Raw genomic sequence first — 22,868 nt, forward strand, 5'->3', positions numbered from 1 at the left:
CGCCCGACCGACATGACCCCGACGCAAGACCCCCGCTGGCAGTTCTGGATCGACCGTGGTGGCACCTTCACCGACATCGTGGCCAAGCGCCCCGACGGCACGCTGACCACGCACAAGCTGCTTTCCGAAAACCCCGAGCAATACCGTGATGCGGCGGTGGCGGGCATCCGCCACCTGCTGGGCCTGAAGGCCGGCGAGGCCGTGACGCCCCGGCAGGTGGCCTGCGTGAAGATGGGCACCACGGTGGCCACCAACGCCTTGCTCGAACGCAAGGGCGAGCCCACGCTGCTGGTGACCACGCGCGGCTTTCGCGACGCGCTGCGCATCGCCTACCAGAACCGCCCGCGCCTGTTCGACCGCAACATCGTGCTGCCCGAGCTCTTGTACAGCCGCGTGATCGAGGCGCAGGAGCGCGTGGCCGCGCACGGCGAGGTGATCGAGGCGCTGGACGAGGCGCACCTGCGCGAGCGCCTGTGGGCCGCGTTCGACGCCGGCCTGCGCAGCGTGGCCATCGTCTTCATGCACGGCTACCGCTACAGCGCGCACGAGGCGGCGGCGGCGCGTCTGGCGAAGGAGATCGGCTTCACGCAGGTGAGCACCTCGCACGAGACCAGCCCGATGATGAAGTTCGTGAGCCGGGGCGACACCACGGTGGTGGACGCCTACCTCTCGCCCATCCTGCGCCGCTACGTGGACCAGGTGGCCGGCGAGATGCCCGGCGTGCCGCTGTTCTTCATGCAGAGCAGCGGCGGCCTGACCGACGCGCACCGCTTCCAGGGCAAGGACGCGATCCTCTCGGGGCCGGCGGGGGGCATCGTGGGCATGGCGCGCACGGCGACCTTGGCCGGGCATGAGAAGGTGATCGGCTTCGACATGGGGGGCACGTCCACCGACGTGTCGCACTACGCGGGCGCCTTCGAGCGCGAGTTCGAGACCCAGGTGGCCGGTGTGCGCATGCGCGCGCCCATGATGAGCATCCACACCGTCGCGGCGGGAGGCGGCTCCATCCTCAGCTTCGACGGCTCGCGCTTTCGCGTGGGCCCCGAGAGCGCGGGTGCCAACCCGGGGCCGGCGAGCTACCGGCGCGGCGGCCCGCTGGCCGTGACCGACGCGAACGTGATGCTGGGCAAGATCCAGCCGGCGTTCTTCCCCAAGGTCTTCGGCCCGCAGGCCAACGAGGCCCTAAGCGCCGAGGCCGTGCGCGCGAAGTTCGATGAACTCGCGCAGCAGACCGGCCGCAGCGCCGAAGACGTGGCCGAGGGCTTCATCCGGATCGCCGTGCAGCAGATGGCCAACGCGATCAAGAAGATCTCGGTGGCGCGCGGCTACGACGTGACGCGCTACACCCTGCAGTGCTTTGGCGGCGCGGGCGGCCAGCACGCCTGCCTGGTGGCCGACGCGCTGGGCATGGGCCGCGTGTTCGTGCACCCGCTGGCCGGTGTGCTCAGCGCCTATGGCATGGGCCTGGCCGACCAGAACGTGATCAAGGAACAGGCGGTGGAGCGCGTGCTGCAGGCCGACGCGCTGGATGACATCGCGGCGCAGCTCGACGCCCTGGCGCAGGCCGCGGGCGAGGAGTTGCGCGCCCAGCAGGTGAGCGAGGGCGAGCTGCAACTGCACCGCCGCGTGCACGTGCGCTACGAGGGCAGCGACGCCGCGCTGATCGTGCCGTTCGGCGACATCGCGGCGATCGAAGCGGCGTTCGAGGCCGCGTACCGCCAGCGGTTCGCGTTCCTGATGCCGGGCAAGCGCCTCATCGCCGAGGCGGTGTCGGTGGAGGCCGTGGTGGCGGGCGACGCGCCGGCCGAGCCGCGCCACGCCCTGCACGAGCCGCGCGAGGTGCCGCGCCGCGACACGGTGCGCGTGTACGCCGAAGGCCAGTGGCTGGACGCCGCGCTGGTGGTGCGCGAGGACCTGCGCCCCGGCGACGTGATTCCCGGCCCGGCCATCATCGCCGAGAAGAACGCCACCACCGTGGTGGAGCCGGGCTGGGAGGCCCAGCTCACCGCGCTGGACCACCTGGTGCTGGAGCGCCGCGTGCCGCGCGCCACGCGCCACGCCGTGGGCACCACGGTGGACCCGGTGCTGCTGGAGGTGTTCAACAACCTGTTCATGAACATCGCCGAGCAGATGGGCCTGCAACTGCAGAACACCGCCTACTCGGTGAACATCAAGGAACGGCTCGATTTCTCCTGCGCGCTGTTCGATGCCGAGGGCAACCTCATCGCCAACGCGCCGCACATGCCGGTGCACCTGGGCTCCATGGGCGAGAGCATCAAGACCGTGATCCGCAAGAACGCGGGCCGCATGCAGCCGGGCGACGTGTACGTGCTCAACGACCCGTACCACGGCGGCACGCACCTGCCCGACGTGACGGTGATCACGCCGGTGTACGTGGGGGCGTCCAGCGAGCCGACCTTCTACGTGGGATCGCGTGGCCACCACGCCGACATCGGCGGCATCACGCCCGGCTCCATGCCGCCGTTTTCCACGCGCATCGAGGAAGAGGGCGTGCAGATCGACAACGTGAAGCTGGTGGAGGGCGGGCGCTTGCGCGAGGCCGAGATGATCGCGCTGCTGCAGAGCGGCGAGTACCCCTCGAGGAACCCGCAGCAGAACATGGCCGACCTGAAGGCCCAGATCGCCGCCAACGAGAAGGGCGTGCAGGAATTGCGCCGGATGGTGGAGCAGTTCGGCCTGGACGTGGTGCAGGCCTACATGCGCCACGTGCAGGACAACGCCGAGGAGTCGGTGCGCCGCGTGATCACGCGCCTGAAGGATGGCGCGTTCACGCTGCCGCTGGACAATGGTGCGCAGATCCAGGTGGCGGTGCGCGTGAACGCCGCCGAGCGCAGCGCGCAGATCGACTTCACCGGCACCAGCCCGCAGCAGACCAACAACTTCAACGCGCCCACGGCGGTGTGCATGGCGGCGGTGCTCTACGTGTTCCGCACGCTGGTGGACGACGACATCCCGCTCAACGCGGGCTGCCTCAAGCCGATCGAGGTGATCATCCCGCCGGGCTGCATGCTCAACCCCAACCCGCCGGCCTCGGTGGTGGCGGGCAACGTGGAGACGTCCACCTGCATCACCAACGCGCTGTACGGTGCGCTGGGCGCGATGGCGGCGAGCCAGTGCACGATGAACAACTTCACCTTCGGCAACACACGGCACCAGTACTACGAGACGATCTCGGGCGGCTCCGGTGCGGGCGAGGGTTTCGACGGCACGGCGGTGGTGCAGACGCACATGACCAACTCGCGCATGACGGACCCGGAGGTGCTGGAGTTCCGTTTCCCGGTGCGGCTGGAGAGCTACGAGATCCGCAAGGGCTCGGGCGGCGCGGGGCGCTGGCGCGGCGGCGACGGCGGCGTGAGGCGCGTGCGCTTCCTGGAGCCGATGACGGCGAGCATCCTGTCCAACGGCCGGGTGCATCCGTCGTTCGGCATGGCGGGCGGGCAGCCGGGAGCGCTGGGCATCAACCGCGTGGTGCGTGGCGACGGGCGCACCGAGGAGCTGAAGCACATCGGCCAGGCGGAGATGGCCGCGGGCGACCTCTTCGAGATCCATACTCCCGGCGGCGGGGGGTACGGCGCGGCCTGAATCCGGCTCGGGCGCGCGCCGTGCGGCCGCGGCGAGCGAACCCGGGCGTGGCGCGCTGGAGGTGCTCAGCGCGTGTCCCGTTCGCCCCGTACGGTGATCGAACCGTCATCGAGCCGGCAGCGCAGCACGGTAGGCGGCGCGAGCGGCTCATAGGTGCTGGGGTTCAGGCGTCTCAGCCAGAGCTCGGCGCTGCCGTTCGGATAGAGCCGCAGCCGGGCGTACTGCAGCGACATGGCACCGCTGCTGTCTTCGAAGAGATGGGTCTCCGACGTGGCGATGAACTGTGGCGTCAGGTTGTAGGTGGCTAAGCTCGAGAGGGCGATGACCGCAGGGCCCCCACGACCGGCGGGATCGACGCATCCGGCGAGATCGATCACGACGCGGGGCGTCTCCCCTTCGAGCAGCTTCTCATGCAGCTTGGCGTAGCTCCAACCAACCCCCGCCGGAGCCGCTGCCGCACCGAACACCATGAGAGACGCCGCCACCGAGACACAGCGCCGTGCGCGAGTTCTGCCAGTCATGATCCTTGCTCCCTTCAAACCTTGAGGGGACCATGCCCCTGCCGAGGCGGCGGATTCTAGGGAGATTGCGGGCTGCGCGGAAAGGCATGCAGCGCCCTTGAGAGCAAGGTCATGGCGGCATCGTTTGCCGCAGGCGTGTCAGAGCTCTTCCACCCGCCGCGCCGGGTAGCTGTCCCACGCTTGGCAGCCGGGGCACTGCCAGAAGTGCTGGCGGGCCTCGAAGCCGCAGGCCGCGCAGCGGTAGCGCTTGAGGGGGCCGCTGGCCTGATCGAGCGCGCGCTGCACGCTGGCCTGGGCCTGGGGATCGGACAGGGTTTCGCCCGCGAGCCATTGGCTCGCGATGACCAGCGAGGGTTCGGCCTCGAGGTGGCGCAGGTACATGCCCCGCGCGCCGTCGGGCTGCGGTGCCAGGCGGGCGAGGGCTTCGGTCACGTCGATCGAGGGCGCGCGGGCCTGGGCGTTGCCTAGCGTGCGCAGCACGGGATCGGTGCGGCCGGTCGTCTGCGCGAGTTCGGCCATGGCGCGCGCGGCCAGGGGCAGGGCGGCCGGCGCTTGTTCGGCCAGCGCGAGCAGGTCGTCCAGCGCGCCCGCAGCGTCGCCCTGCTGGCTGCGCAGGGCGGATCGGGCCATCCAGCCGCGCGCCAGCGTGGGCACGCGCCGCACGGCTTCGTCGAGCAGTGCGCGCACGCGCTCGGGCTGGCCCTCGCGGTGCGCCAGCTCGGCGAGTTCGCACAGGTAGTGCGCGATGCGCGTGGTGAAAGCGCCTTGCTCCACCGCGTCGAGCTTGTCGGCGATGGAACGCGCCCGGGCCCAGTCGCGCGAGCGCTCGTAGATGCCGAGCAAGGCCAGGCGCGCCTCGTTCTCGAAGCTGGTGCCCTCCAGCTTGCTCAGGGCCGATTCGGCGCGGTCGAGCAGGCCGGCCTTGAGGAAATCAAGCGCCAGCGCGTGTTGCGCGCGCTCGCGTTCCTTGCGGTTGATGTCGGCGCGCGAGAGCAGGTGCTCGTGCACGCGCACGGCGCGGTCGTAGTCGCCGCGGCGGCGGAACAGGTTGCCCAGGGCGAAATGCAGCTCGGTGGTGTCGGGATCGCCCTGCACGGCCTCGATGAAGGCGTCGATGGCCTGGTCCTGCTGTTCGTTGAGCAGGTGGTTGAGTCCGCGGAAGTAGGCCTTGGGTGCCTGCCGGCCTTCGATGCGCCACTGGCGCAGGTCGAGGCGCGAGGCGACCCAGCCCAGCGCGAACGCCAGCGGCAGCCCCCAGAGCAGCCAGGTCAGGTCAAAGTCCATGCCGGCGATCGACGGGGTCTTGCGGCATGAGCGTGGTCTCGTTGCCGAACAGGGTGGTGTTGCCGCCGCGCTGGCGGTGCCGGCGCGCGCGCAGCCACAGCGGCAGCATCACGATGACGCCGAGGAACACGCCGATGAGCAGCACCAGCAGCAGCACCAGCACCAGTGGTGCCTCCCAGCTGTGTCCGAAGAACAGCTTGAGCGTGATGCTGTCCTGGTTGTTCAGCGCGAAGGCGAAGAGAACAAAAAAAATGGCCGCGTTGAGCAGCCACATGAGGTACTTCAAAACATCCCCTCAAGTGGTGGGGGACGATTGTAGCGAGGGGGTCTTCAGCCGGTGCGCTGCTTGTCCTCATGCTGCTGCATGAGAGCGGTGCGCTCGTCGACCTGCTCGCGCAGGGCCTTGCCGGGCTTGAAGTGAGGGACGCGCTTCTCGGGAATCATCACGCTCTCGCCCGAACGCGGGTTGCGTCCGATGCGAGGCGAGCGACGATTGACCGAGAAACTGCCGAAGCCCCGGATCTCGATGCGGTGACCCTTCACCAGGGCATCGCCCATGGCGTCGAGAATCGCCTTGACGGCGAACTCGGCATCACGGTGGGTGAGCTGGCCGAATCGGGCGGCCAGGGCTTCGACAAGATCGCTGCGGGTCATCGAGGGCGGAGATCAGCGGCCGTTGCCGTTGTTGTCCAGCTTGGCGCGCAGCAGGGCGCCCAGGCTCGTGGTGCCGGCGTTGCCCGAGCTCTGGCTCAGGTTGGCCATGGCTTCCTGCGCGTCGGCGTTGTCCTTGGCCTTGATCGACAGCTGGATGTTGCGCGTCTTGCGGTCCACGTTGACGACCACGGCGGAGACTTCGTCGCCTTCCTTGAGCACATTGCGCGCGTCTTCCACGCGGTCGCGGCTGATCTCGGAGGCGCGCAGGTAGCCCAGCACGTCTTCGCCGAGGTCGATCTCGGCGCCCTTGGCGTCCACGGTCTTGACCTTGCCGGTCACCACGGAGCCCTTGTCGTTGACCGACACGAAGGTGGTGAACGGGTCGCCGTCGAGCTGCTTGATGCCCAGGCTGATGCGCTCGCGCTCGACGTCGATGGCAAGCACCACGGCCTCGACTTCCTGGCCCTTCTTGTAGTTGCGCACGGCTTGTTCGCCGGCTTCGTTCCAGGACAGGTCGGACAGGTGCACCAGGCCGTCGATGCCGGCGGCGAGGCCGACGAACACGCCGAAGTCGGTGATGGACTTGATCGGGCCCTTGACGCGGTCACCGCGCTTGGTTGCTTCAGCGAACTCGTGCCAGGGGTTGGCGCGGCACTGCTTCATGCCCAGGGAGATGCGGCGCTTGTCTTCGTCGATGTCGAGGACCATGACCTCGACCTCGTCGCCCAGCGACACCAGCTTGGACGGGGCCACGTTCTTGTTGGTCCAGTCCATCTCGGACACGTGCACCAGGCCTTCGATGCCGGGCTCGAGTTCCACGAACGCGCCGTAGTCGGCGATGTTGGTGACCTTGCCGAACATGCGGGTGCCCTGCGGGTAGCGGCGGCTCACGCCCAGCCACGGGTCGTCGCCCATCTGCTTGAGGCCCAGCGAGACGCGTTGCTTCTCGGTGTCGAACTTGAGGATCTTGGCCGTGATTTCCTGGCCGGCCTGCACCACCTCGCTGGGGTGGCGCACGCGACGCCAGGCCATGTCGGTGATGTGCAGCAGGCCGTCGATGCCGCCGAGGTCCACGAACGCACCGTATTCGGTGATGTTCTTGACCACGCCGTTGACGATGGCGCCTTCCTTGAGCGTTTCCATCAGCTTGGCGCGCTCTTCGCCCATGGAGGCTTCCACCACGGCGCGGCGGCTCAGCACCACGTTGTTGCGCTTGCGGTCGAGCTTGATGACCTTGAATTCCAGGGTCTTGTTCTCGTAGGGGGTGAGGTCCTTGGTGGGACGGCTGTCGACCAGCGAGCCCGGCAGGAAGGCGCTGATGCCGTTGACCATGACCTTGAGGCCGCCCTTGACCTTGCTGGTGGTGGTGCCGGTGACGAATTCGCCCGATTCGAGGGCTTTCTCGAGGGCCATCCACGAGGCCAGGCGCTTGGCCTTGTCGCGCGAGAGCAGGGTGTCGCCGAAGCCGTTCTCGACGGAGTCGATGGCCACGGAGACGAAGTCGCCGACCTGCACTTCGAGTTCGCCCTGGTCGTTCTTGAATTCGGACAGCGGGACGTAGGCTTCCGACTTCAGACCGGCGTTGACCACCACGTGGTTGTGTTCGATGCGAACGACCTCGGCGGTGATGACTTCGCCCGCGCGCATTTCGGCGCGTTTGAGGGACTCTTCAAAGAGGGCGGCAAAAGATTCAGACATGGAGATTTCCTGAAACCGCTTGGCGTGTCGGCGCGGGAGTGCCCGGCAAGGGCGGCGCGGGTGACGACGGGTGGGCGGCGTGACGTTGTGCCGTGCGAAACACGGCGGGTTGGTTGACGATCCCTGGGACCTGCGGACGGGGAACATCCGGCGGGGTCTTCGGGGCCTGCGGGTGGCTTTCTCAGCGAGCCGGGAAAGCCTGTTGGCCGTGCCAGCGCTTCAACACGAATTGCACCGATTGCTCGATGTCCAGTTCGGAGTTGTCCAGCAGCACCGCGTCTTCGGCCGGCTTCAGAGGGGCGTGCGCGCGGTTCATGTCGCGTGCGTCGCGTGCCTCAAGGTCGGCCAGAAGGTCGTCGAGTATAGCCGGGATTCCCTTTGAAATCAACTGCTTATGGCGACGCTGGGCGCGCTGTCCGGCGCTGGCGGTGAGGTAGATCTTGAGCGGCGCGGCCGGGAAGATGACCGTGCCCATGTCGCGCCCGTCGGCGACCAGGCCGGGGAGGCGGCGCATCTGCAGTTGCAGGTCGACCAGGGCGGTGCGCACCTGGGGCACGGCCGACACGCGCGAGGCGGCCATGCCGGCAGTTTCGGCGCGCAGGGCCTCGGTCACGTCCTCGCCGTCGAGCCAGGTCTTGCCGGGGGTGAAGCGCACGTCCAGCCCGGCGGCCAGGCGGCCCATGCGCTCGGCGTGGGCGGGCTCGCGCAGCTCGGCTTCGGTGGTGGACAGGCCCTCGCGCTCGGCCGCCAGGCCGACCAGGCGGTACAGGGCGCCGGAGTCGAGCAGGTGGTAGCCCAGGCGCGAGGCCAGTTCGGCCGCGAGCGTGCCCTTGCCCGAAGCGGTGGGGCCGTCGATGCAGAGGACGGGGATGCGCTCGGCCGGCGTGTGGCAGACGCTGAAGAGGGTTTCGAAGTAGTCGGGGAAGGTCTTGCCCACGCACTTCGGGTCTTCGATGCGCACGGGCAGGCCCGCCGGGTTGAAGGCGGCCAGCGAGAAGCACATGGCGACCCGGTGGTCGTCGTAGGTGTGGATGCTGGCCTTTGCCCATCCATGCGCCCCCACGCTCCCCACTTCGTGTGGTTCGCTGCCCCCCTGGGGGACTGCCCCGCCTTGGGGCGGCCCGGCGGCGGGGCGGCCGGGCGGCGTGACGCGGATGAAGTCCGCGCCTTCCTCGATGGTGGCACCGAGCTTGCGGCCTTCGATGGCCATGGCGGCGATGCGGTCGGTTTCCTTCACGCGCCAGCTCGCGATGTTGCGCAGCGTGGTGGTGCCGTCGGCGTAGAGCGCCATCACGGCCAGCGTCATGGCCGCGTCGGGGATGTGGTTGCAGTCGAGGTCGATGGCCTTGAGCGGCCAGGCGCCGCGGCGCACGCGCAGGGCCTTGCCTTCGTCCACGACCTCGGCGCCCATGAGGCGGGCCGCCTCGACGAATCGGATGTCGCCCTGGATGGAGTCCAGGCCCACGCCCTCGATGACGACGCCGTCGGTGCCAGGCGTGGCCGGCGCGATGGCGCCGAGCGCGATGAAGTAGCTGGCCGAGGAGGCGTCGGCCTCGACGGCGATGCGCCCGGGCGAGGCGTAGCGGCTGCCGCGCGGGATGGTGAAGCGTTGCCAGCCTTCGCGGCGCACGCTCACGCCGAAGCGTTGCAGCAGGTTGAGCGTGATTTCGATGTAGGGCTTGGAGATCAGTTCGGTGGTCACCTCGATGACCACGTCCGTGTCCTGTGCCACCAGCGGCAGCGCAAGCAGCAGCGCGGTGAGGAACTGGCTGGAGACGTCGCCGCGCACGCGGATGGGCTCGCTCAGGTGCAGCGGGTGGGACACGCCGTCGCCCAGGCGCAGCGGGGGATAGCCCTCGTTCTGCAGGCACTGCACCGGGCAGCCGAGCTGGCGCAGCGCGTCCACCAGGTCGCCGATGGGGCGTTCGTGCATGCGCGCCACGCCGGAGAGTTCAAAGCGCGCACCCTGGGCCGTGGCCATGAGCGCCAGCGCGGCCGTGAGCGGGCGCATGGCGGTGCCGGCGTTGCCCAGAAACAGCGCCCCGTCGCGCACCGGCAGCCGCCCGCCCAGGCCCTGCACCCGCACGCTGGCCGGGCCGGTCTCATCGATGCTGCAGCCGAGCTGGCGCAGGGCCGCGAGCATGACGCGCGTATCGTCGGAGTCGAGCAGGTCCTCGACCAGGGTGGGGCCTTCGCTCAGCGCGGCCAGCAGCAGCACGCGGTTGGAGATGCTCTTGGAGCCCGGCAGTCGCACGCGGCCGCCAGCGCTGCCCAGGGAGGGGATGTCGAGGCTGGGGATGTCGAACATGCGCGGTCGGCGGCTCAGCCCTGGGGCTTGATGGCCGTCATGCGCCAGTTCGCGCGCGCTTCGCTGGCCTGGTCGATCAGGGTTTCGAGCGCGTCGGGGTCGTTGTTCTTGATCGCCGATTCCAACTCCTGCAGCGCGCGCAGGAAGTGGCGCGACTGCGTGATCAGCTCTTCCTTGTTGGAGAGCAGGATGTCGCGCCAGACGGCCGCGTCGCTGGCGGCGATGCGGGTGAAGTCACGAAAGCCCGGGCCGGCGAGGGCGAGGAAGTCGTTGCCCTCGGGCTGCTTCTGGATGGCGCCCATGAGCGCGAAGGCCAGCAGGTGCGGCAGGTGGCTGATGGCGGCGTAGGCGGCGTCGTGGCCCTCGGGCGTCATGCGCTTGACCTGGCAACCCAGCGCGCGCCAGACCTTCTCGGCCTTGTCCACGTGCGCGGGCATGGTGCGCTCGATGGGGGTGAGAATGACCTGGCGCCCGGTGTAGAGGTCGGGGTCGGCGTGGTCCACGCCCGCGAGTTCCTTGCCGGCGATGGGGTGGGCGGGCACGAACACGCCCACCTGGTCGCGCAGCACGCGGCGCGCGGCGTCGATGACCTCGCGCTTGGTGGAACCCACGTCCATGATGAGCACGTCGTTGCGCACCAGGTGGCGGATGGCCTTGAAGGTGGCTTCGGTGGCGGCCACCGGCACGGCCAGCAGCACGAGATCAGCGCCCGAGACGGCGAGCAGCGCGGACGGGGCTTCGACGTCGATGACGCCGAGTTGGCGGGCGCGTTCGGTGGTGGAGGGCGACTTGCTGTAGCCCACCACGCGCTTGACCAGTCCGGCGCGCTTGAGCGCGAGCGCGAAGGAGCCGCCCATGAGGCCGCAGCCGATCAGTCCGAGTTGCTCAAACATCATTCGGTCACCGGGTAGGCGCCCAGCACCTTGTAGAAGGCGCACAGGCGTTGCAGTTCGTCGAGCGCGGCCGCGACGTGCGGTTGCGAGGGGTGGCCGGCGAGATCGATGTAGAAGTAGTACTCCCATTGACCGGACTTGGCGGGGCGCGATTCGAAGCGCGTCATGGACACGCCATGCTGCTTCAATGGCACCAGCAGATCGTGCACGGCACCGGGGCGGTTGGGCACCGAGACCACGAGGCTGGTGCAGTCGCGCCCGCTGGCGGGCGGCATGGCCAGGGTCTGCGGCAGGCAGATGATGGCGAAGCGCGTGCGGTTGTAGGCCTCGTCCTGCACGGCGTGCGCGACGATGTGCAGGCCGAACTGCGCGGCGGCGCGCTCGCTGGCCAGGGCCGCGAAGCGCGGGTCTTCGGCGGCCAGGCGAGCGCCCTCGGCATTGCTGGAGACGGCACGCCGCTCCGCGTTGGGCAGGTGCTGCGACAGCCAGCCCTGGCACTGTGCGAGCGCCTGGGGATGGGCCATGACGACCTCGATGCCATCGAGCGAGGCGCCACGGCACAGCAGGTTGTGGCGCACCAGCAGGCTCACCTCGCCCACCACGTGCACGGGGGAGCGCAGGAACAGGTCGAGCGAGCGCGCGACCACCCCCTCGGTGGTGTTCTCGACGCCGACCACACCGAACTGGGCGGTGCCCGCGGCGGTGGCGTGGAAGACCTCGTCGAAGCTGGCGCAATGGATGAGGTTGGCGGCGCTGCCGAAGAACTCGACCGCGGCTTGTTCGCAGAAAGTGCCCTGCGGCCCCAGCACGGCCACGCGCTGGGGCGTTTCCAGCGCCAGGCAGGCGGACATGATCTCGCGCCAGATGGAGGCCACGTGCTGGTTGAGCAGCGGGCCGGGGTTGGCGGTCTGGATCTTCTCGATGACCTGGGCCACGCGGTCGGGCCGGAAGAAGGGCGATCCTTCCTTGCGCTTGAGCTCGCCCACCTGCTCGGCCACCAGCGCGCGCTGGTTGAGCAGGCTCAGCAGCTGCTGGTCGATTGCGTCGATCTGAACGCGCAGCTCGCCCAGCGCTTCGGTTTGTTGCGGGGTGGATGCCATGGGGGTCAGGCCATTTCCTTTTCGAAGTCGCGCAGGTAGCTCACCAGGGCCTGCACACCCTCGATGGGAATGGCGTTGTACAGGCTGGCGCGCATGCCGCCCACCGACTTGTGCCCCTTGAGCTGCAGCAGGCCACGGGCCTGGGCACCGGCCAGGAAGGCCTCGTTGCGCGACTCGTCCTTCAGGAAAAACGGGATGTTCATGCGCGAACGGCACTCGGGCGCGACGCGGTTCTCATAGAAGGGCGACTGGTCCAGGAAGTCGTAGAGCAGCTTCGCCTTGGCGATGTTGCGGGCCTCCATGGCGGCCACGCCGCCCTGGCGCTTGAGCCACTGGAAGGTGAGGCCCGCCATGTAGATCGCGTAGGTGGGCGGTGTGTTGTACATCGACGCGTTGTCGGCCACGGTCTTGTAGTCGAAGGCGCTCGGGCAGATGGGCAGGGCATGGCCGAGCAGGTCCTCGCGCACCACCACGAGCGTGAGCCCGGCGGGGCCGAGGTTCTTCTGCGCGCCGCCGAAGGCCAGGCCCACGCGCGACCAATCGACCGGACGCGAGGCCACGTGCGAGGAGAAGTCGATCACCAGCGGGGCCTGGCTGCCCAGGGCCTTCAGATCGGGCAATTCCTGGAATTCGATGCCATGGATGGTCTCGTTGCTGCAGACGTGCACGTACTGCGCGTCGGGCGAGAGCCGCCAACTGGCCGGTGCAGGCAAGGTGGTGTGGTGGCTGTCGGCGTTGCTGGCCGCCAGGCGCGCGCTCGCATAGCGACTGGCCTCCTTGAGCGACTTCTGGCTCCAGCTGCCGGTGACGACGACATCGACCACGCCGCCGCGCGAGAGGTTCATCGGCACGATGGCGTTCTCGGCCAGGCCGCCGCCCTGCATGAACAGGATCTTGAACTGCGGGGGTACCGCCAGCAGCTCGCGCAGATCGGCTTCGGCCTGCGCCGCGATCTCGCCGAAGGCCTTGCCGCGGTGGCTCATCTCCATCACGCTCATTCCGCTGCCGTGCCAGTCGAGCATCTCGCGCGCGGCGATCTCGAGCACCTCGGCCGGCATCGCGGCCGGGCCGGCGGAGAAGTTGTAGGGCCGCGCCATCACGCGGCCGGTGCGGGCTCGCCGCCGTCGGGCTCGCCGCCCTCGGGGGCGTTGGCGTCGTTCTCGACGATGCGCTGCAGGCCGGAGAGCTCGTCACCGTCGTCGAGCGAGATCAGCGTCACCCCCTGCGTGGCACGGCCCATCTCGCGGATCTCGGCCACGCGGGTGCGCACCAGCACACCCTTGTCGGTGATCAGCATGATCTGGTCGTCGGTGTGCACCAGCGTGGCGGCCACGACCTTGCCATTGCGCTCGCTCTGCTGGATGGCGATCATGCCCTTGGTGCCGCGGCCGTGGCGCGTGTACTCGCCAATGGGCGTGCGCTTGCCGTAGCCGTTGACGGTGGCCGTCAGCACGCTCTGGGTCTCGTCTTCGGCGACCAGCATGGCGATCACGCTCTGGCCGTCTTCCAGCATCATGCCGCGCACGCCGCGCGCGTTGCGGCCCATGGGGCGCACGTCGTTCTCGTCGAAGCGCACGGCTTTGCCGCCGTCGGAGAACAGCATCACGTCGTGGTGGCTGTCGGTGAGCGCGGCGCCAATGAGGTAGTCGCCCTCGTCCAGGTCGACGGCGATGATGCCGGCCTTGCGCGGGTTGCTGAATTCGTCGAGCGCGGTTTTCTTGACCGTGCCGCCCGCCGTGGCCATGAACACGTAGTGGTCGGCCGGGAAGCTGCGGAACTCGCCCGTGAGCGCCAGCACCACGTTGATCTTCTCGCCCTCGGCCAGCGGGAACATGTTCACGATCGGCTTGCCGCGCGAGCCGCGCGAACCGCTGGGCACCTCCCAGACCTTGAGCCAGTACAGGCGGCCGCGGTTGGAGAAGCACAGGATCCAGTCGTGCGTGTTGGCGATGAAGAGTTGGTCGACCCAGTCGTCTTCCTTGGTGGCCGTCGCCTGCTTGCCACGGCCACCTCGCTTCTGCGAGCGGTACTCGTTGAGCGGCTGGCTCTTGATATAGCCCGAGTGGCTCAGCGTGACGACCATGTCGGTCGGCGTGATGAGGTCCTCGGTGGCGAGGTCTTGCGCGTTGTGTTCGATCTCGCTGCGGCGCGCGCCCAGCTTCGTCTGACCGAACTCCTGGCGCACCGCGATCAGCTCTTCGCTGATGATGGTGGACACGCGCTCGGGGCGGGCCAGGATGTCGAGCAGGTCGTCGATCTCGGCCATCACGTCCTTGTACTCGGCGACGATCTTGTCCTGCTCGAGGCCGGTGAGGCGCTGCAGGCGCATCTGCAGGATTTCCTGGGCCTGCGTTTCCGAGAGGCGGTACAGGCCGTCGCCTTGCATGCCGTAGTGGCGGTCCAGTCCGTCGGGGCGGTAGTCGTCGGCGTTCACGGTACCGCCATCGGCCTTGGCGCGCGTGAGCATCTCGCGCACGAGCTGGCTGTCCCAGCTGCGGTTCATCAGCTCCGACTTGGCCACCGGCGGCGTGGGCGACTCGCGGATGATGCGGATGAACTCGTCGATGTTGGCCAGCGCCACGGCCAGGCCTTCCAGCACGTGGCCGCGTTCGCGCGCCTTGCGCAGGTTGAAGATGGTGCGCCGCGTGACCACCTCGCGCCGGTGCTCCAGAAAGACCGTGATCAGGTCCTTCAGGTTGCACAGGCGCGGCTGGCCATCGACCAGCGCCACCATGTTGATGCCGAAGGTGTCCTGCAGCTGCGTCTGCTTGTACAGGTTGTTGAGCACCACCTCGGGCACTTCGCCGCGCTTGAGTTCGATCACCACCCGCATGCCCGACTTGTCGGACTCGTCCTGGATGTGGCTGATGCCCTCGATCTTCTTTTCGTGCACGAGCTCGGCCATGCGCTCCTGCAGCGTCTTCTTGTTGACCTGGTAGGGCAGCTCGTCAACGATGATGGCCTGGCGCTGGCCTTTGTCGATGTCCTCGAAGTGGCACTTGGCGCGCATCACCACGCGGCCGCGGCCGGTGCGATAGCCGTCCTTGACGCCCTGCACGCCGTAGATGATTCCGGCGGTGGGGAAGTCGGGCGCCGGGATGATCTCCATGAGTTCGTCGATCGACGCCTCGGGGTTCTTGAGCATGTGCAGGCAGGCGTCCACCACCTCGTTGAGGTTGTGCGGCGGAATGTTGGTGGCCATGCCCACGGCGATGCCGGCGCTGCCATTGACCAGCAGGTTCGGCAGGCGCGTCGGCAGCACCAGGGGTTCCTTTTCGCTGCCGTCGTAGTTGGGGCCGTAGTCGACCGTTTCCTTGTCGATATCGGCCAGCATCTCGTGGGCGATCTTCGACAGGCGAATTTCGGTGTAGCGCATGGCCGCGGCGTTGTCGCCGTCCACCGAGCCGAAGTTGCCCTGACCGTCCACCAGCATGTGGCGCAGGGAGAAGTCCTGGGCCATGCGCACGATGGTGTCGTACACCGCTGAGTCGCCGTGCGGGTGGTACTTACCGATCACATCGCCGACGATACGGGCCGACTTCTTGTAGGGCCGGTTCCAGTCGTTGTTGAGCTCGTGCATCGCGTAGAGCACGCGCCGGTGCACCGGCTTGAGGCCGTCGCGCGCGTCGGGCAGGGCGCGGCCCACGATCACGCTCATCGCGTAGTCGAGGTAGCTCCGGCGCATCTCCTCTTCCAGACTGATGGGCAGGGTTTCTTTGGCGAATGAGGTCATGGAAGAATGGCGCTGAGGGTGACTCTGCAATGCAACAGAAGATTTTAATCGGCGCGGTCGGCATGACCGCCCGGGGCTTCATGTTGTACGTCGGCAACGGATGTCGCATCGGGGTCGTAGGCGTTGTCTGATCTTGGACCCCCGGGATTGGCACGATGATCCTTGTGGCACAATGCCTCGAGCGTTTTGGAGTGCTCACATCCAGGCGCCGCTAATCTAATTACGTCACGCAGGTCGTCTGCGGCTTACCTAGAGGAAAACCATGAAGAAACTCAACCGAGTGGCAATGCTGTTTGCAACCGCCGCCATGGCAACGGCTGCTGGCGCCCAGACCATCGACAACTGGCGCAATGGCTCCAGCGAACTGGTCTGGAAGAACGGCACCAACGAGCTCTGCTGGCGTGACGCCTCCTGGACGCCCGCGACCGCTGCCAAAGGTTGCGATGGCGCGATCGTTCCCGCCGCTGCACCGGCCCCGGCTCCCGCTCCGGCCCCGGCTCCCGCCGCTGCTCCGGCGCCGGCCCCGGCTCCCGCTGCCGCTCCTGTGGCTGCCGCCACCAAGGTGACCTACGCCGCCGACGCTTTCTTCGATTTCGACAAAGCCGTGCTCAAGCCCGAAGGCCGCGCCAAGCTGGACGACCTGGCTGGCAAGGTGCAAGGCATCAACCTCGAGGTGGTGATCGCCGTCGGCCACACCGACTCGACCGGTGCCGCCGCCTACAACCAGTCCCTCTCGGTTCGCCGCGCCGAAGCCGTCAAGGCCTATCTGGTGAGCAAGGGCATTGAAAGCAACCGCATCTACACCGAAGGCAAGGGCCTGACCCAGCCGGTGGCCGACAACGCCACCCGCGAAGGTCGCTCGAAGAACCGTCGCGTGGAAGTCGAAGTGGTCGGTACCCGCAAGAACTGATCGTCTCGGTTTCACTCAAAAAACCGCGCCTCGGCGCGGTTTTTTGTTGTCCTCTTGATAATCGCCCAATGACTGCGCAAATCAATGCCGACCCGGCCGAACTGGCCAAGTTTTCCGATCTCGCCCATCGCTGGTGGGATCCCGATGGCGAATTCCGGCCCCTGCATCAGATCAATCCGCTGCGAATGGCGTGGATCGATGGCATTGCCGGCCTGCCGGGCAAACGGGTGCTCGACGTTGGCTGTGGCGGGGGTGTTCTCTCGGACGGCATGGCGCGGCTGGGCGCCGATGTGCTCGGCATCGACCTCGCCTCGAAGGCGCTGCGAGTGGCCCAGTTGCATGCGCTGGAAGCCGGGACCACGGGGGTGCGCTACCAGGAGATCAGCGTGGAGGATCTGGCGCGCGAAGAGCCCGAAGGGTTCGACGTGGTGACCTGCATGGAGATGCTGGAGCATGTGCCCGATCCGTCGTCGGTGGTCCGCGCCTGTGCCGCGCTGGTCAAGCCGGGTGGTCATGTTTTCTTTTCCACGCTCAACCGCAACCCCAAGGCCTTCCTGTTTGCCATTCTGGGGGCCGAGTACGTGCTGGGTCTGCTGCCCCGTGGCACGCATGAGTACGCCCGCTTCATCCGGCCCAGCGAACTGGCCGCCCATTGCCGCGCAGCGGGGCTGGACCTGCAGCACACGCGCGGCATGGAATACAACCCGCTCACGCGGCGCTACTGGCTCAGTGGCGACACCAGCGTGAACTATCTGTTTGGCACGCGGAAGGTCTGAGCCGTGATGCGGCGTTTCAGCGGCCTGCAGGCCGTCCTGTTCGACCTTGACGGTACCTTGCTCGACAGCGCGCCGGACCTGGGCAGTGCGGCCGAGAGCCTGCGTCTGGCGCGCGGTCTGCCGCCACTGCCTTTGGCCTTGTACCGGGCGCACGCGGGCTCGGGCGCGCGCGGCATGCTGCGCGTGGCCTTCGACATGGCGCCCGATCACCAGGACTATGCCGTTCTGCGCGAGGCGTTCATCGATGCGTATGAGGCGCGCATGCTGGAGCTCACGCAGCCCTTCGAGGGCGTGCTGGCCCTGGTGGACGCGTTGAACGGTTCGCGCATGCCTTGGGGCGTGGTGACGAACAAGGCCGAGCGCCTGACGCACCCGCTTGCACGGGCTTTGTCGCTGTTCGATTCCGCTGGCGCGATCGTGTGCGGCGACACCACGCCCCACTCGAAGCCTCACCCGGCGCCCTTGCTGGAGGCGGCTCGGCGCCTGGGCGTGAATCCCACGCGCTGCCTGTACGTGGGCGACGATGAGCGCGACATCCAGGCAGGGCGCGCCGCAGGCATGCAGACAGTGGCCGCGCGCTACGGCTACCTCGGTCCGGGAGCCGATGTGGCCAGTTGGGGCGCTGACGCGCTGATCGATGCGCCCTTGGACGTCTTGAATCTCATCGATCTGCCCTAAAATCCGTCTTTCCTGGGGCTGCACCGGTTTCGACGTGGGTTCGGACGCGCAGCAGGGCATGCCGAGGTTCTGTCACCTCGTAAATCCGCAGAAACAAACCAACTGCCAATACTGAAGCAGCAAACGACCGTTCTTTCGCCCTCGCGGCCTAAGCATGAGTCGTTCGGGGATTAACCTCCCCGATCCTTGCAACAGCTCGTCGATGGGCTGAGCCGAAGGTCGCAAGACCTGAAGCCGCAAGGTCATTCACATCGACTGGTCCCGCGCCGGGCAGCTTGGCGCGGGATGAGATCCAAGGCTGCTGGCTGACCGGGTAGCGTGCCACTGCGCGATCCGGTCGGTGAGATTCAAAACAGACGGCTACGCATGTAGAACTGCTCGAAGAAGGCTTGCGGACGGGGGTTCAATTCCCCCCAGCTCCACCATCATTTCCACCGGCGGGCCGCCGACCCGCTGGTGTTCTCTGTGCCAGGCGCCGTCGGCGGTGCCAGCGCACGCGCAGGTGCCACACGGCATTGATCAGCGCATACACCGTGAGCCCACACGAGACGGCCAGAATGAGCAGGCCCGTGAACAGCGGCTTGCCGACCTGACCGATCTGCTTCAGCCAGCGCTGGAGTCGATCCATTACGCCCAGAGATGCCGGCACCTGCTCGGGCGTGGCGGTCAGTTCTTCCACCAGCCGCTGCTCGTCAAGGCCCTGGCCGTGCGGTGCGGCGTCCTCACCCAGCACCACCTTGCCCAGCCGGTAGGCTGCGTAGTAGACCGGCCCGAACGTGACCGGGTTGGTGACGAAGGTGCTGGCCATGGCAGCCGGCAGATTGGCGCGCAGCACCACCGCCGCCACGCCCGCCGCGGGCATCTGCGCGATGGGGATCAGCAGGCCGAAGAACACGCCGAGCGCCACACCCATGGCCACGCCTCTGCGGCTGAGGTGCCACAGGCGGGGATGCGCCATGAAGGGCGCCAGCCAGCGCAGCCATCGCTGACTGCGGATCGTGTCGGGGGTTGGCAGACGGGCCTTGAGCCGCTGCAGGAAGCCTTGGGTCACGGGGGGAGGGCCAAACCGGGCATTGTGTTCCGGAGAGACCCGCTATCCGGCCCCGAGTTCGCTCAGAGCAGGTCGCCCTTGCGGCTGTCCAGCGGCATCAGGAACGAGTTGTTGTCCTGCCACTGCGAGTGGTAGTCGCTGCTGCGCGCATCGGGCGCGCTGTTGGGCCAACTGGACAGCGGGTTGAAGTCGCTGTGCGAGCGTGTGCTGCGCTGGCGATTGAGCGCGCTGCGCAAGTTGCTTTGCGCGGCAATGATGGCGCGCTCTTCCATCTCGCGTTCCCGCATGGCGCGGTTGAGTTCGGATTCGCCCAGGAACTCGGCACGGATCTCGGCCACGGTGGGCAGGCTGTTGGAGCGCACCACCCAATAGGGCAGGCCGATCTGGCTCAGCAGCGAGTGCTTGAGAGCGCGGGTGCTGCGGGGGATGCCGGCCGGACCCGGCACGTCGAGACAACCGATGACGCGTCCGTCGGACTTGCACACGGTGAAGGTGCAGTACACGCCGCCCAGCAGCCGGTACCACTCCATGCCTTCTTCTCGCTGGCGGGGCAGCGTGAAGCGCGTCACCGGCAGCTTGATCATGACGTGGTGGTCGTAGAAGGCGCGCGACAACCAGTGCCAGACGCGGGCTTCCTCGCTGTTGGCCAGGGGGCGGCCCGCCAGCGGCCAGTGCTTGGGCAGGCGGCGCTTCTGCCGCGCCTGCCGCTCCGCCCAGAGCCGATGCAGCAGCGCGCCCACGGCCAGCAGGGCGGGCACGAGAGCGGCGATCAGCCAGGGATGGGTCCAGGTGCTCATGCGGTCGGGAAGGGCGTGACCAAGATGTATCAAAGTGTATAGATTCGGCCGCCTTGCCGATTGCACGTCCGGACCAAAGCGGCTCGGCTCGTGATTTCGTTGGGGATTTGGGCGCCCGTTTGTGGTCGGCGGGCCGCGCCCGGCACACGGCGTGCCTGATTGTGAGGGGGTGGGTGGGGGCGTTCGTCCATCAGATGGGGTAGCGCGGGCTCATGTCGTGATGGAAGACCGGAACCAGCGGGCGAGTGCCTCCGTCAATTCGTGAGGTTTGTCACGGTGCGGGCTGTGCCCGCAGTCGTCGAAGGTCAGTATGTCGGCATGCGGCGCCCGCTCCCGCACACGGTGTAACTGTTGCAGCGTGCCGTATTCGTCTTGTTGCCCTTGCACCAGCAGGAGCGGGGCGCGGATGTCGGCGCACGCGTCCAGGATGTCGAAATCGCGGAAGGCCGGGCTGAGCCAGACGTCGTTCCATTGCCAGAAGGCGTTGTCGACGTCGCGGTGGTACCGGGCCAGACGCTGGCGCAAGCCCCTGGGGTCGTCGAACGTGGCCTGGTACTGGTCGCGCGCCTGGGCGATGGAACGGATCGACACATCCTCGACGAAGGCGTGTGGGGCGATGGCCACGCAGCCTGCCACGGGATGCCGGCTCGCATGGAGCAGCGCAATGGTGGCGCCATCGGAATGCCCCATGAGCAGGGGCTCGCGGATGCCCAGTCGGGACAGCAGCAGCGGCAGCACCTCGAAGGCCTCGCGGTGCATGTAGTCGGGCTCGTGGCGTCCGACGTGCCAGAAGCCCTCCTGGCGCGGTGCGCCACGCACGTCGGCCACGGGGTCGGACTGGCCGTAGCCTCGGCGCGAGAACAGCCAGCCGGCGCGCCCGCTGGCCTGGCATAGCGTTTCGGGCCAGAAGAGGCCCCGTTGGGTCCACATGGCCACGCTGCCCAGGCCTTCGTGCAGGAAAACCAGCGGGGCGAGGGTGGGGTCTCCGGGAATCTGTGCGACTTCCAGCCGCACGCCATGAACATCGATGCGATCCATGGGCGACATCCTAGCGGCCGGGGTGTCGGCGCTTGCGGGTATTCTTCGCGCCATGCGAGCGATGTTCGATGCCTTCTGGCGCGCGGTGGCGTACTGCATGCACCCGCGCGTGATCGCGCTGTCCTTCCTGCCCCTGGTGCTGATGGTGGCGCTGTCCTTCGCCCTGGGTTATTTCTTCTGGGACGGCGCGGTGGCCTCCGTCATGGCCTGGTTCGAGGCTTTCCACCTCGTGCAGGCCTTTCTCGGCTGGCTCGAGGGCCTGGGCCTGGGCTCGCTGCGCGCCGTGTTCGCGCCCCTGATCGTGCTGGTGCTCGCCACGCCGGTCATCGTGCTGCTGTGCCTGCTGCTGGTGGCGGCGTTCATGACGCCAGCCATGGTCGACCTGGTGGGCCAGCGCCGCTTCCCGCAGTTGGAGAAGCGGCGCGGCGGCTCCTTCATCGTGAGCGTGTTGTGGTCGCTGGGCTCCACGCTGCTGGCGGTGGTGGTGCTGGTGCTGTCCATGCCGCTGTGGCTGGTGCCGCCCCTGGTGCTCATCCTGCCGCCTCTCATCTGGGGCTGGCTCACCTACCGCGTGTTCGCCTTCGACGCACTGGCCACGCACGCCAGCGCCGACGAGCGTCGCCAGATCATGCGCGAGCACCGCAGCACGCTGCTGGTGATGGGCGTGCTGTGCGGCTACCTGGGTGCCGCGCCCAGCCTCTTGTGGGCCTCCGGCGCCATGTTCATTGCACTGGCGCCGCTGCTGGTGCCGGTGGCGATCTGGGTCTACACCCTGGTGTTCGCGTTCGCTTCACTGTGGTTCGCGCACTATGCGCTGGCGGTGCTGGAGCGCCTGCGCGCCGTGGTACCGGTCGAGGTGCTGGCCGTCGAGCCGACGCTGCAGCCGCCGGCCCCGCCCGCCCCCGATCCCACCCGCGCCATGAGCACCGGCTTCGGATTGATCATCGTGGGCGACGAGATCCTGTCGGGCAAGCGGCAGGACAAGCACCTGCCCAAGGTGGCCGAACTGCTGGCCGAGCGCGGGCTGTCCCTGGCCTGGGCGCAGGTGGTGGGCGACGATCGCACGCGCATCACCGCCGCGTTGCAGGCGGCGTTCGCCGGCAGCGAGCCGGTGTTCTGCTGCGGCGGCATCGGCGCCACGCCCGACGACCACACCCGCCAGTGCGCGGCCGCCGCCCTGGGCGTCGAACTCGCCCTGCACCCCGAGGCCGCGCGGCTGATCGAGGAGCGCATGCGCGACGTGGCGGCCGAGCAGGGCGTGCCCTTCGAGCCCGAGCGGCCGGACAACGTGCACCGCTACAACATGGGCGTGTTCCCGGTCGGGGCCACCCTGATCCCCAACCCCTACAACAAGATTCCGGGCTTCAGTTGCCAAGGGCCGGGCGGTGCCGAGGTGCACTTCGTGCCCGGCTTCCCCGTGATGGCCTGGCCCATGCTGGCCTGGGTGCTCGATCAGCGCTACACCCACCTGCACCAGGAAGGCGCCTGGCGCGAACACTCGGTGATCGTGATGGGTGCCATGGAAGCCGCGCTCACGCCGCTGATGGAGCAGATCGAAGCCGCGCACGCGGTCAAGGTGTTCAGCCTGCCCAGTGTCGACCACCCCACGTACGGCCGGCACATTGAGCTGGGCGTCAAGGGCGCGGCGCAAGCTGTCGAGCCGGCGTTTGCCGAATTGCTGGCCGGCCTGCGCACGCAGGGTGCCGAAATGGGCCCCGAATTGGTGCGCCCGTGAGATTCCTGAATATGGTGCGCGAATGCACCACTGTGGTGCCTAATATGCCGTCTGGGCCGTGCCAAGGCGGTGCGCGCCGGCCGGCGGCC

At 68.1% G+C, this 22,868-nt stretch carries 18 protein-coding genes, 1 other RNA gene and 1 pseudogene; 7 read left to right on the forward strand and 13 right to left on the reverse strand.

Features of this window, described 5'->3' with window-relative positions:
• Positions 1-12: 12 nt before the first annotated feature.
• Entirely contained in the window at positions 13-3,603 is a 3,591-nt protein-coding gene (locus tag VLG41_RS00250) for a hydantoinase B/oxoprolinase family protein (RefSeq protein WP_325347393.1), read from the forward strand.
• 65 nt (positions 3,604-3,668) lie between these two features.
• Here VLG41_RS00250 and VLG41_RS00255 read toward each other — a convergent pair whose 3' ends face one another.
• The 10 genes from VLG41_RS00255 to gyrA all read right to left on the reverse strand — a co-directional run bounded on the left by VLG41_RS00255 (position 3,669) and on the right by gyrA (position 15,794).
• The gene (locus tag VLG41_RS00255; protein WP_325347394.1) at positions 3,669-4,124 is read right to left on the reverse strand and encodes a VirK family protein; all 456 of its coding nucleotides are present in this window, start codon (positions 4,122-4,124) and stop codon (positions 3,669-3,671) included.
• A 138-nt stretch (positions 4,125-4,262) separates the two neighbouring features.
• On the reverse strand, positions 4,263-5,408 hold the full coding sequence (lapB, locus tag VLG41_RS00260) for a lipopolysaccharide assembly protein LapB (RefSeq protein ID WP_325347395.1): 1,146 nt from the start codon (positions 5,406-5,408) through the stop codon (positions 4,263-4,265).
• On the reverse strand, positions 5,398-5,694 hold the full coding sequence (locus VLG41_RS00265; RefSeq protein WP_325347396.1) for a LapA family protein: 297 nt from the start codon (positions 5,692-5,694) through the stop codon (positions 5,398-5,400). Before VLG41_RS00265 ends, lapB begins: the two co-directional genes overlap by 11 nt.
• Before the next feature lie 44 nt (positions 5,695-5,738).
• A complete protein-coding gene (locus VLG41_RS00270) occupies positions 5,739-6,062 on the reverse strand; it encodes an integration host factor subunit beta (RefSeq protein ID WP_009517676.1) in 324 nt (107 codons plus the stop codon).
• A 12-nt stretch (positions 6,063-6,074) separates the two neighbouring features.
• Complete coding sequence (gene rpsA, locus VLG41_RS00275; RefSeq protein ID WP_325347397.1) at positions 6,075-7,760, reverse strand: 30S ribosomal protein S1; 1,686 nt, start codon at positions 7,758-7,760, stop codon at positions 6,075-6,077.
• A 181-nt stretch (positions 7,761-7,941) separates the two neighbouring features.
• Entirely contained in the window at positions 7,942-10,068 is a 2,127-nt protein-coding gene (locus VLG41_RS00280) for a bifunctional 3-phosphoshikimate 1-carboxyvinyltransferase/cytidylate kinase (RefSeq protein WP_325347398.1), read from the reverse strand.
• A gap of 14 nt (positions 10,069-10,082) precedes the next feature.
• Positions 10,083-10,961, reverse strand: a complete 879-nt coding sequence (locus tag VLG41_RS00285; RefSeq protein WP_325347399.1) for a prephenate dehydrogenase — start codon at positions 10,959-10,961, stop codon at positions 10,083-10,085.
• Positions 10,961-12,061 (reverse strand): prephenate dehydratase, encoded by a 1,101-nt coding sequence (gene pheA / locus VLG41_RS00290; protein WP_325347400.1) that lies wholly within the window; start codon positions 12,059-12,061, stop codon positions 10,961-10,963. The genes VLG41_RS00285 and pheA overlap by 1 nt, the downstream gene beginning before the upstream one ends.
• Before the next feature lie 5 nt (positions 12,062-12,066).
• Positions 12,067-13,158: a 3-phosphoserine/phosphohydroxythreonine transaminase gene (gene serC, locus VLG41_RS00295; RefSeq protein WP_325347401.1), complete on the reverse strand. Its 1,092-nt coding sequence runs from the start codon at positions 13,156-13,158 to the stop codon at positions 12,067-12,069.
• Positions 13,158-15,794, reverse strand: coding sequence for a DNA gyrase subunit A (gene gyrA, locus VLG41_RS00300; RefSeq protein WP_325347402.1), 2,637 nt, complete (start codon positions 15,792-15,794; stop codon positions 13,158-13,160). The genes serC and gyrA overlap by 1 nt, the downstream gene beginning before the upstream one ends.
• Positions 15,795-16,056: 262 nt before the next feature.
• Between gyrA and ompA the strand changes: the two genes are divergently transcribed.
• The 4 genes from ompA (at position 16,057) to ssrA (ending at position 18,583) form a co-directional block, all read left to right on the forward strand.
• On the forward strand, positions 16,057-16,704 hold the full coding sequence (gene ompA / locus VLG41_RS00305; RefSeq protein WP_325347403.1) for an outer membrane protein OmpA: 648 nt from the start codon (positions 16,057-16,059) through the stop codon (positions 16,702-16,704).
• A 68-nt stretch (positions 16,705-16,772) separates the two neighbouring features.
• Positions 16,773-17,480, forward strand: a complete 708-nt coding sequence (gene ubiG, locus VLG41_RS00310; protein ID WP_325347404.1) for a bifunctional 2-polyprenyl-6-hydroxyphenol methylase/3-demethylubiquinol 3-O-methyltransferase UbiG — start codon at positions 16,773-16,775, stop codon at positions 17,478-17,480.
• A 6-nt stretch (positions 17,481-17,486) separates the two neighbouring features.
• Entirely contained in the window at positions 17,487-18,158 is a 672-nt protein-coding gene (locus tag VLG41_RS00315) for an HAD-IA family hydrolase (RefSeq protein ID WP_325347428.1), read from the forward strand.
• Positions 18,159-18,172: 14 nt separating this feature from the next.
• Positions 18,173-18,583: a transfer-messenger RNA gene (gene ssrA / locus VLG41_RS00320) on the forward strand.
• Here ssrA and VLG41_RS00325 read toward each other — a convergent pair.
• From VLG41_RS00325 to VLG41_RS00335, 3 genes are all read right to left on the reverse strand, one after another.
• Positions 18,562-19,209 (reverse strand): DUF2062 domain-containing protein, encoded by a 648-nt coding sequence (locus VLG41_RS00325; RefSeq protein ID WP_325347405.1) that lies wholly within the window; start codon positions 19,207-19,209, stop codon positions 18,562-18,564. The genes ssrA and VLG41_RS00325 overlap by 22 nt on opposite strands.
• Positions 19,210-19,271: 62 nt before the next feature.
• On the reverse strand, positions 19,272-20,006 hold the full coding sequence (locus VLG41_RS00330; protein ID WP_325347406.1) for a hypothetical protein: 735 nt from the start codon (positions 20,004-20,006) through the stop codon (positions 19,272-19,274).
• A 210-nt stretch (positions 20,007-20,216) separates the two neighbouring features.
• Entirely contained in the window at positions 20,217-21,044 is an 828-nt protein-coding gene (locus VLG41_RS00335) for an alpha/beta hydrolase (RefSeq protein WP_325347407.1), read from the reverse strand.
• A gap of 61 nt (positions 21,045-21,105) precedes the next feature.
• Here VLG41_RS00335 and VLG41_RS00340 point away from each other — a divergent pair.
• Together VLG41_RS00340 and VLG41_RS00345 are read left to right on the forward strand one after the other, a co-directional pair.
• Positions 21,106-21,738 (forward strand): annotated as a pseudogene (locus VLG41_RS00340) (EI24 domain-containing protein); the annotation flags it as partial.
• A gap of 225 nt (positions 21,739-21,963) precedes the next feature.
• Positions 21,964-22,779, forward strand: a complete 816-nt coding sequence (locus VLG41_RS00345) for a competence/damage-inducible protein A (protein WP_325347429.1) — start codon at positions 21,964-21,966, stop codon at positions 22,777-22,779.
• The last annotated feature ends 89 nt before the right edge of the window (positions 22,780-22,868 follow it).

Source organism: Hydrogenophaga sp., assembly GCF_035481345.1.
Classification (GTDB): domain Bacteria; phylum Pseudomonadota; class Gammaproteobacteria; order Burkholderiales; family Burkholderiaceae_C; genus Hydrogenophaga.